General features: G+C 64.4%; 9 protein-coding genes and 2 pseudogenes. 3 read left to right on the top strand and 8 right to left on the bottom strand.

All coding sequences use genetic code 11. The annotated features are described in order from the left end of the window. On the bottom strand, positions 1-945 hold a 945-nt coding region (locus K728_RS0106730), incomplete at its 3' end, for an ATP-binding cassette domain-containing protein (RefSeq protein WP_193353924.1). A gap of 80 nt (positions 946-1,025) precedes the next feature. On the opposite strand from K728_RS0106730, the gene K728_RS0106725 reads away from it, so the two are divergent. Continuing rightward, positions 1,026-2,087, top strand: coding sequence for an Rv2578c family radical SAM protein (locus K728_RS0106725; RefSeq protein ID WP_019483413.1), 1,062 nt, complete (start codon positions 1,026-1,028; stop codon positions 2,085-2,087). Between the two features lie 74 nt (positions 2,088-2,161). Here K728_RS0106725 and K728_RS18665 read toward each other — a convergent pair whose 3' ends face one another. Then, entirely contained in the window at positions 2,162-2,617 is a 456-nt protein-coding gene (locus K728_RS18665) for a (deoxy)nucleoside triphosphate pyrophosphohydrolase (RefSeq protein WP_026041162.1), read from the bottom strand. Between the two features lie 116 nt (positions 2,618-2,733). Between K728_RS18665 and K728_RS0106715 the strand changes: the two genes are divergently transcribed. Further along, on the top strand, positions 2,734-3,963 hold the full coding sequence (locus K728_RS0106715; protein WP_019483415.1) for an MFS transporter: 1,230 nt from the start codon (positions 2,734-2,736) through the stop codon (positions 3,961-3,963). Here K728_RS0106715 and K728_RS0106710 read toward each other — a convergent pair. The 4 genes from K728_RS0106710 to infC form a co-directional block, all read right to left on the bottom strand. After that, positions 3,956-4,867 (bottom strand): TrmH family RNA methyltransferase, encoded by a 912-nt coding sequence (locus K728_RS0106710; RefSeq protein WP_024476259.1) that lies wholly within the window; start codon positions 4,865-4,867, stop codon positions 3,956-3,958. The two genes, K728_RS0106715 and K728_RS0106710, sit on opposite strands and share 8 nt — an antisense overlap. Positions 4,868-4,942: 75 nt before the next feature. Beyond that, positions 4,943-5,365, bottom strand: coding sequence for a 50S ribosomal protein L20 (rplT, locus tag K728_RS0106705; RefSeq protein ID WP_019483417.1), 423 nt, complete (start codon positions 5,363-5,365; stop codon positions 4,943-4,945). A 99-nt stretch (positions 5,366-5,464) separates the two neighbouring features. Next, entirely contained in the window at positions 5,465-5,659 is a 195-nt protein-coding gene (rpmI, locus tag K728_RS0106700; protein WP_019483418.1) for a 50S ribosomal protein L35, read from the bottom strand. Between the two features lie 111 nt (positions 5,660-5,770). After that, a complete protein-coding gene (gene infC / locus K728_RS0106695) occupies positions 5,771-6,784 on the bottom strand; it encodes a translation initiation factor IF-3 (RefSeq protein WP_019483419.1) in 1,014 nt (337 codons plus the stop codon). Between the two features lie 345 nt (positions 6,785-7,129). On the opposite strand from infC, the gene K728_RS0106690 reads away from it, so the two are divergent. Beyond that, positions 7,130-7,588 carry a DUF1844 domain-containing protein gene (locus K728_RS0106690; protein ID WP_019483420.1) on the top strand — a complete coding sequence of 153 codons (459 nt, stop codon included), beginning with the start codon at positions 7,130-7,132 and terminating at the stop codon, positions 7,586-7,588. On the opposite strand, the pseudogene K728_RS18660 reads toward K728_RS0106690, so the two are convergent. Beyond that, positions 7,581-8,911, bottom strand: a pseudogene (locus tag K728_RS18660) (MFS transporter). The gene K728_RS0106690 and the pseudogene K728_RS18660 sit on opposite strands and share 8 nt — an antisense overlap. Positions 8,912-8,945: 34 nt before the next feature. Further along, positions 8,946-9,144, bottom strand: a pseudogene (locus K728_RS21210) (SseB family protein); the annotation flags it as partial.

The raw sequence follows: 9,144 nt of genomic DNA, 5'->3' as shown, positions 1-9,144 counted from the left end.
CCTGCCGGTGCCATCGTTCCTGCCGGTGCCATCGTTCCCCCCGTTGCCATACAGGGTGAGCACTGATTCCTCGAGATCGGGTTCTTCGATGACCAGATCGGCGAGTTGGAGCGGTGCCAGGGCACGGATCAACGGCCGGATGGCGCCCTCGTGGGTGGCTGAGATTTCGGTGAGCTCGCCGGCCGTCTGAACTTCGATGGTGTGCAACCCCGGTACGTCCCGGAGCAGCAGCTCCAGCTCGGGCCCGGGGACACCGGTCACCGCTATCCGGATCTGGCGGTGGGCACCCTCCCGGAGGGCTGAGACGCTTGAGACCTGGACGATGTCGCCGTCGCGCAGGATGGCGACCCTGTCCGCGGCCTGCTGGACCTCGCTCAGGACATGTGAACTCAGGAAGATGGTCTGCCCCCGCTGCTGGGCTTCGCGCGGGAGTGCCCGGAACTCCTGCTGCATAAGCGGGTCGAGGCCACTGGTTGGTTCATCCAGAATCAACACTTCGGGGTCATGCATGAAAGCCTGCACGAGCCCCAGCTTCTGTTTGTTGCCTTTGGACAGTTTGCGGGTGTGGCGGTCCAGGTCCAGGTTGAAGCGTTCCGCCAGCTCGTCCGCTCGCCCCGGCCGCACCGCACCGCTGATGGCCGCATAGTGCGCCAGCAGCCAGCGTCCGGTGATCCGTTGCTCAAGGAATAGCTCACCCGGCAGGTAACCGATTTTGCGCCGCAGTTTAGGTCCCGCAGCGCCCGGATTCTCACCCAGAATCCTGATACTCCCGGCGCTCGGTCTGATGATGTCGAGCAGGCACCGCATGGTGGTGGTTTTTCCTGCACCGTTGGGCCCGATAACGCCGAAGACTTCGCCGCGTTCCACCCCAAAATCGATGCCGTGCAGGACATCCCGGCGACCAAACGATTTCCGGAGGCCCTTGACCTCGATCACCTGGCCCATGGCACGCACCACCTTCCTGAGTTCACAGCTTACAAGCAGTCCTCCCCCAACCCCAGTAGAACGTATGTTCTAATATATTCATGCGATGGGCTGGACAGAGTACGACGACGACGGCGCCGGCTCCTCAGGAGCCGCTGCTGCCCCTGAGCGGCCTGGTCCGGACTGTCAGGACGCCAGAATTTGCGGGCATCACGTTCCACGAGGTGCTCGCCAAGTCGGCGCTGAACCGGGTCCCCGGCAATTCCAGCATGCCGTTCCACTGGACCATCAACCCCTACCGCGGTTGCTCCCACGCCTGCGTCTACTGTTTCGCTCGAAAGACCCACAGCTACCTGAACCTCGACACTGGGCTGGACTTCAACTCCCAACTGGTGGTCAAGACCAATGTGGGTGAAGTGGTGCGCCGCGAACTGTCCCGCCGGTCCTGGCAGCGGGAACATGTCGCGATGGGCACCAACACCGATCCGTACCAGCGGGCCGAGGGCCGCTACCGGCTGATGCCCGACATCATCACCGCGCTCGCCGATTCGGGGACACCGTTCTCCATCCTCACGAAGGGCACCCTCCTGGCACGGGATATCCCGCTCCTGAAGAAAGCGTCTTCAGCGGTACAGATTGGAATGGGAATCTCGCTCGCCATTATCGACCCCGCCCTAGCCCATGCGGTGGAACCCGGTACACCCAGCCCCAAGGCACGGCTCGAGCTGATCAGCCGCCTGCGCGACGCTGGATTGCCCTGCGGGGTTCTGGCAATGCCGATCCTGCCGTGGCTGACCGACGATGACGAGTCACTCGATGCATTGTTTGGCGCCCTGGCCGCTGCCGGTGCCACCGGAGTCTCGGCGGGCGCCCTTCATCTACGGCCCGGGGCCCGGGAGTGGTACCTGGAATGGCTGGCGGAGAATCACCCGGCGCTGGTGGGCCGGTACCGGCGCCTGTATCGCGGCGGGAGCTATGCATCCAAGGAGTACCGCACCTGGCTGTCGGGGCGGATTCGGCAGCACCGGGCTAATCACGGGTTCACCTCCGGGGCGCAGTTCTTTCGAGAGCTTCAGCCAGGACCTCCCGGAGTCAGCGAAACGGCTGCTACGTCTACCGTGCGCCCTGCACACGCTACGGATGCGGAGCCGACACTGTTCTAGAACCGGCACTGTTCTAAAGCCAGCACTGTTCTAAAGCCAGCACTGTTCTAGATGCGGCGCGAGAGCTCCCCAATCTACTGTTGAGCCGCTCCGGCATGGCAGGTCTGCGTCAGCACCGCGTCAACGATGGGGCGGTCGGCAGGGATCCAGGCGAGGTCGGCCAACTCAGTGGAACCGGCAAGGGGAACCCAGGAGAGAACATCGTGGTCTTCCAGCGGTCGGGGTTCACCGGTGGTGACCTCGGCTAGCCAGACCCGCATGACGGCGCGTTCGTTCAGCGCCCAGCCACCGGGTACCGGCCCGACGATCTCAGCACCGAGCTCAACTTCGACCCCAAGCTCCTCCAGGAGCTCCCGATGCAGTGCGGCTGTGTCCGTTTCCCCCGCCTCGACCTTCCCCCCGGGGAATTCCCACATGCCGGCGAACTGCTCGGGCGCCGTGCGACGGGCGGCAAGCAGCCGGGTGGGGTGAGTCAGGGAATCGACGATCGCTGCGCCGACAATCTGGCGGGGTAACTGGTCAGCTGGCACGAACCGAGTGTAGCTGGCGGTACCGGCCCGGCTACAGTTGAAATAGACAACGGCGTCGATGCGTTGCGCTCTACAGAGCAACGCCACCAACACCATCTGATGCCGAAACGAGTTCCATGTCTGACGCCCGACGCACCCTCACCCCACGGCAGCTGAACTTCGCCATCATCGCCCTCGCCATGGGCGGCTTCGGTATCGGCACCACCGAGTTCGCCATCATGGGTCTCCTGCAGGAGATGGTGGGCGACCTTGATATCTCCATTCCCGAGGGTGGGCATGTCATCTCGGCCTACGCGATCGGCGTCGTCATCGGCGCTCCCCTGCTCGCTGCCCTCGGCGCCCGGTTGCCCCGCAAAGGGATGGCGCTGGGGCTGATGGTTCTCTTCACCGTCGGGAACCTGTCGTCCTATTTCGCCGCCGACTACGGCTGGCTGTTGTTTTCCCGTTTCATGTCGGGTCTCCCCCACGGCGCGTACTTCGGCATCGCGGCTGTCATTGCCGCGTCCCTCTCGGCGCCCACGCGCCGGGCGCACGCCGTGGCCATGGTGATGCTGGGGCTCAGTATCGCCAACGTCATCGGGGTACCGTTCGCCACCTGGTTGGGTCAGATGTTCGGGTGGCGGACCATGTTCCTTCTGGTCGGTGTCATTGGGGTGGTCACTATCTGGATGATTTCCCGCAGCGTCCCTCACCAGCAGGTCCTGCAGAATGCGAGTATCCGCCGCGAGCTGGGCGCCTTGCAACGTGGCCAGGTGTGGATGACGCTGCTGATCGGCACAGTTGGCTTCGGCGGTTTCTTCGCTGTCTACTCCTACATCTCCCCGACCATGACCGAGGTCACGGGCCTCCCCGAAGCGACCTTGCCGTTCGTCGTTGCCCTCTATGGTCTGGGCATGGTCACCGGGAACATTATTGGCGGCCGCCTGGCCGATATTTCCGTGATGGGCACCATCTACTGGGTGATGGGCGTGATCGCCGCCGCGCTGGTGGCGTTCTCCTTCGCCGTTCAATGGGCGCCAACCGCCCTGCTGTTCGTCTTCCTGGTCGGTGCGATTGGCGCCATGCTGATTCCGTCGCTTCAGGTCCGCCTGCTCGACGTCTCCCCTGACGCGCCGTCCCTCGCCTCGTCCCTGAACCATGCAGCGCTCAATATTGCCAACGCCCTGGGCGCGTTCCTGGGCGGCGCGGTGATCGCCGCTGGCTGGGGGTACACGGCTCCGGCACTGGTCGGTGCGGTGTTGGCCGTCATCGGGCTTGCTGTGGCCTTGGTCAGCGGGCGGATGGACCGGGGAACCAGGACGCCCCGGCCGACTGAACATTCGGCGGTCGGCCAGGGCCTCAGCTGAGGCGCTGCGCCCTCGCGGAGGCGTAAAGGCAGACGGTTGCGGCGGTCCCCACATTGAGGCTTTCCGCCCGACCATAGATGGGCACTGCCACCCGGTGGTCCGCGCCCTTCAAAACGACGTCGGGCAGCCCCTGCGCTTCGTTACCGAAGAGCCAGGCCGTCGGGGCTTCCAGTCGAGCTGCACTGCTCCCGTCCCCAGCGTTCTCCGCTGAGGGTGCCAGCCGCCGTCGTGCACTGCCTTCCTGCAGGGTGTCGAGGTCGACGTCGCCGTAACCGTCGGCTGCCAGCACGGCGATCCCGCGCTCCCGCAGCGAGGTGAGCACCAGGTCAAGGTCGGCGCCCAGAACCACCGGCAAGTGAAACAGTGACCCGACAGTTGACCGGACAGCCTTCGGGTTGTAAAGGTCAACGCTCGACGACGTCAACACCACCGCGTCGGCGCCAGCGGAATCGGCTGCTCGCAGAATGGTTCCCGCGTTGCCGGGATCGCGCACTTCCACCATCACGGCAACTAGCCGGGGCTCCCTGGCGAGCATCGCTTCGAGCGGGACATCGACAAACGAACACACCGCGATGACACCCTGCGGCGTCACCGTCGAAGACATTGCGGCCAGCACTTCCTCAGTCACCAGCCGTGGGGCTGGCTGTCCTTCGAACAGTCCAAGCTCGGCGTGCCGGTCCAGGCATTCCTCGGTGATGAACAGTTCCTCGATGACCTCCGGCTCGCCCGCAGCGTGGCGCGCCGAATGCAATGCCAATGCTTCCCGAACGGATTGAGGCCCCTCGGCGAGAAACCGGCCCTGCCTTAAACGGGCCGGACGCCCAGCGAGCCGAGCCACTTCCTTGACCCGATCAGCTCGGGGGTTGGTCATGGGCGGTGCCGCTGGGCGTCCGGTGTTAGTCATGTACTGATGTTCTCAGTATTTTGGGTCTTCCCCGTAATCCGGGTGAGACCGAACCGAGAAGGGTAAAACGAAAGGTTAGGCGCTTGCCTTGGCTGGCGCCTTGGTGGCTGACGCCTGGGCGCCGGCTGGTGCTGAGGTGTCAGCAGGCAGCGAATCCTTGGCAATCTGTACCAGTGCGGAGAACGCGTTGGCGTCAGATACTGCAAGCTCGGCCAGCATACGGCGGTCAACCTGGATCTCGGCGGCCTTCAGGCCCTGGATCAGACGGTTGTAGGTCAGGCCGTTGGCGCGGGACGCAGCATTGATGCGCTGGATCCAGAGGCGACGGAAGTCACCCTTGCGCTTGCGACGGTCACCGTAGCTGTACACAAATGAGTGCAGCAGCTGCTCTTTGGCCTTGCGGTACAGGCGTGAACGCTGCCCACGGTAGCCCTTCGCCCGCTCGAGAATTACCCGACGCTTCTTGTGGGCGTTTACCGCCCGCTTCACACGTGCCACGTGCGTACTCCTTCAGTAGATCTACCGGGTGATGATGTTCAGCGCTGTCCTGCAGTGTGCAGGAGACTGGCGCAAGCCCGGTTAAGTGGTTTGGGTGAGTTAGATGCCGAGCATCTTTTTGATGACCTTGGTGTCGGCCTTCGAGACGATCTTGTCGCTACCGAGACGGCGAGTCAGCGTGGAGGGCTTGTGCTCCAGGTAGTGGCGGCGGTTAGCCTGCTGGCGCTTGAGCTTGCCGCTTCCGGTCAGCTTGAAACGCTTCTTGACACCACTGTGGGTCTTCATCTTCGGCATGAGAACCGATCTCCTTTGGTTTCCACCAGCTGTTGCAGGCGGGTCGTACGGCACCCGCGGGGGTGCCTGCGGGTTTATTCGGGCGCCTGGCGGCTCCGGGGGACGTAATCCCTAGTCGGAGGTTCCGGGCTTAGGCCGGCTCGGCGTGCTCCGGGGAGCTGCCTTGCTGGCAGGTTTGGGTGTTGCTGGCTTGGGCATGGCCATCGGCTTGGGAGCCGCGGTTGGCTTCGGCGCTGCAGCGGGCTTGGGAGCAGCTGCTGGTTTCTCAGCTGCCTTCGCACCGGCCGCCTTGGCTGGAGCCTTCGGTGCTTCAGCAGCGGCTTTCTCGGCAGCTTTCGCTGCCTTGGCTGCCTCGGCTGCTGCGACTTCCTGATCCGCCTTGTCCTGGATAGCCTTCTCGCGGTCGACGATTTCCTGCGCCGCGGCCTCCTTGGCTGCAACTTCGGCCGCAATCACTTCCTGTGCTGCGGCTTCTTCGGCCGCCTCCTGGGAAGCGGTGGTTGAGTAGCCGTCAGGCAGCAGGTCCGCGAGGCTCTGCGTCATGGGCGCCTTGTCCGGGGTGGTATCCACCTTCTCGGTACCAGCCTTCACTGCCTCATTCGCAGCCTTGGCATCGGCGCGCTGGGTAGCGCGTCGCGCTTCAGCCTTTGCCTCAGCCTTGTTCTTGACCGGACCAATGACCATGACCATGTTGCGACCGTCGATGCGGGGGGTCGATTCAACGATTCCCACCTCGGCAACGTCCTCAGCGAACTTCTGCAGCAGGCGAATACCCATTTCGGGTCGCTGCTGCTCGCGTCCACGGAACTGAATCATGGCCTTGACCTTGTCGCCTGCGCCCAGGAAGCGCATTGCATGTCCGCGCTTGGTCTCGTAATCATGAGTGTCAATCTTCAGGCGGAACCGGATCTCCTTGAGAACGGTGTTCGTCTGGTTCTTGCGCGCCTCACGAGCCTTGACCGCGGCCTCATACTTGTACTTGCCAAAATCCATGAGCTTGGCAACCGGAGGCTTGGCCTGCGGTGCAACCTCAACAAGATCCAGGTCTGACTCGGAGGCAAGACGGAGAGCATCCTCAATACGGACGATGCCTACCTGTTCGCCCGCAGGTCCTACCAACCGCACCTCTGGGACGCGGATACGATCATTGATTCTTGGCTCGCTAATGTGTTGCTCCTGAAATCTTTGAAGTAATACCACCTGCAATAGAAGAAGGCCCCCGACTGCACGTGCAATCAGAGGCCTCGATGATCGGTTACTTCCACTGCGAGTGGAAGCGTACTGTCAAGAAATGTCTTGACGATCGTACGTACCGACCTGTTACCCGGCTGCCACCATGTTTCGCAACGAAACACCTGGCAATCGCGGGTGGGAGGAAACTCCGCTTGCAAACTGGAAGTGATCTTTTTCATGCCCCGTGTGGGCGCATGAAATAGTGACCTCCAGTCGGTCTGTGACAAGCTTACCAGCATGAGTACTCCGGCCAGTAATCCAGACAGCGAACGCAACATCTTCCAGGCACCCGGCGACGACGGCGGTTCCGCTGGCGCCCCGGACCAGCCATCACTCCAGGACCCCCTGGACCAAACCGCCGACGACGGTCGCCAGGTTCGCCGCGACATCGCCGAGGTGAGTGCCGTGGAGCTGATCATGACCTCCGCGCTGCACCTGATGAGCGCCGCAGCCGTGAAATGCGGCCTGGCAGAAGGCGACGACGCCGAGGAACTCAAGGATCTTGACGAGGCCCGCAAGATCATCACGGCACTGGCCGGGTTTGTCACTGCCGCTGCCCCCGAGATCGGTGGCCAGCACGCCGGGCCGCTGCGCGACGGGCTCCGCTCACTGCAGCTGGCCTTCCGCGAAGCGTCGGTCATTCAGGACGCGCCAGGTCAGGGCCCCGGCGAAAAATTCACCGGCGCGGTCAACTAGCCCGCCGTCGTCGTACCTGCTGGGCGCCTAGGCCCAGCAGGCAGATCAGTACCGCGACCGACCCCACGGCGGTGAAGGCCGCGGACGGGCCCACCGTGTCGATGGTGATGCCGGCCAGTGGTGCACCCAGCGCCACCCCCGAGGTGAGTGCCGAGCCATACCATCCCATCGCCTCGCCACGCCGTTCCTCGACCACCAGGTCGGCCACCCGTTCGGACGCCGCCGACAGGACCGGTGCGCACAATAGTCCCGGCAGGATCGAGAGCAGGCACAGTGCCAGTGTGTTTTCGGCGAAACCCATGGGGATGGTGAACAGCCCCATGAGCAGGAGGAGCACCAGCGGGGACACCGGCCGGTGCAGCGCACCATAGATCAGGCCGCCCACCACCGATGCGGCACACCAGGCGGCGAAGACCAGCCCGAGTTCACCCTCCCGGCCCGAATCCTCGAGCGCGGCGACGATCCCCACCTCGGTACCGGCCAGCACCAGTCCTGCCCCGGCAGCCACCACCAGGACCACCGCCACCGCCACCGTCAGCCAGACGAAGCTGCCCGCCAGCCGCTCCTTGACCCGCTGACGTCCCTTCGCCCCTTGACGACCGTGTGCTGCGCGTCCTCCCGGGTACAGTTCGGCCGACGCTTCGGTGACGTGCGCTGGCGCCGATGCGACCAGCGCACCGNNNCGACGGCGGCGGCCTCGTCCTCGGCTTCGGTCGGGGGCCGGGAGACAGCTCCCAGCTGCTCGCTCCGGGTCGGTGGGTTGAACCACATCAGGAAGAGACCGGCACCGGCGGTGGCCAGCCCCACCAGGGTGAGGCCAAAGACCGTCGAGACCTGGGTGGCCAGGACGACGCCCAGCGCCGGTCCCACCATGAAGATCATTTCGGTGCTGATCGCGTCAAGGGTGAACGCGGTCCGTCGCTTCTCCCCGGACACCATCACGCCCAGGGACTGGCGAACCACCGAGAAGGCGGGCAGGGTAAACAACCCACCGATCAGGGCGGCGACGAGCAGCCACTCGTAGGACAGCTGGGGTGCCACAGACCAGATCACCGCTTCGGCGATCACGGACGGAATCAGTGCCTTGCGCAGCCCCGCGCTGTCGACCCGACGGCCCCGCCAGGGTGCGCCGACGGCGATGCCAATCGTCAGAAGAGCCGCGACAGCGCCGGCTTCCGCGTACCCACGGTCGAGGGTCTGCACCACATGAAGGGTCAGCAGGACCCCGGCCGCGGAGTGCGGGAATCTGGCGATCATTCCGACGATGAGCAGACGCCGCACCGGGACAATACGGAGCAGCTCCCGGTAGAGGGCAAAATTCACTGGTTCACTCTTCTGCGGGTCCGCCCGCACGTCCTCAGCGGGTCAGTACCACCTCAAGGGAGTCGACCCGTTCCACAAATTCTGTATTGGCCCGCAGCCGGTCCTGCAGTTGCTGGACCACCGTCTGGACCGCTTCCCCAGCCAGCCCGCCTCGGAGCGTGATCTGGAGCCGCACTTCGGGGCCCGGTCCGCCGCCGGATGCCAGTGTACCGTCTGCCGCGCGGGCCGGGACC

Origin of the sequence: Arthrobacter sp. CAL618, from assembly GCF_000468215.1 — a bacterium.
In the GTDB taxonomy this organism is placed as follows: domain Bacteria; phylum Actinomycetota; class Actinomycetes; order Actinomycetales; family Micrococcaceae; genus Arthrobacter_D.
This window is presented reverse-complemented; position numbering and strand designations above follow the sequence as displayed.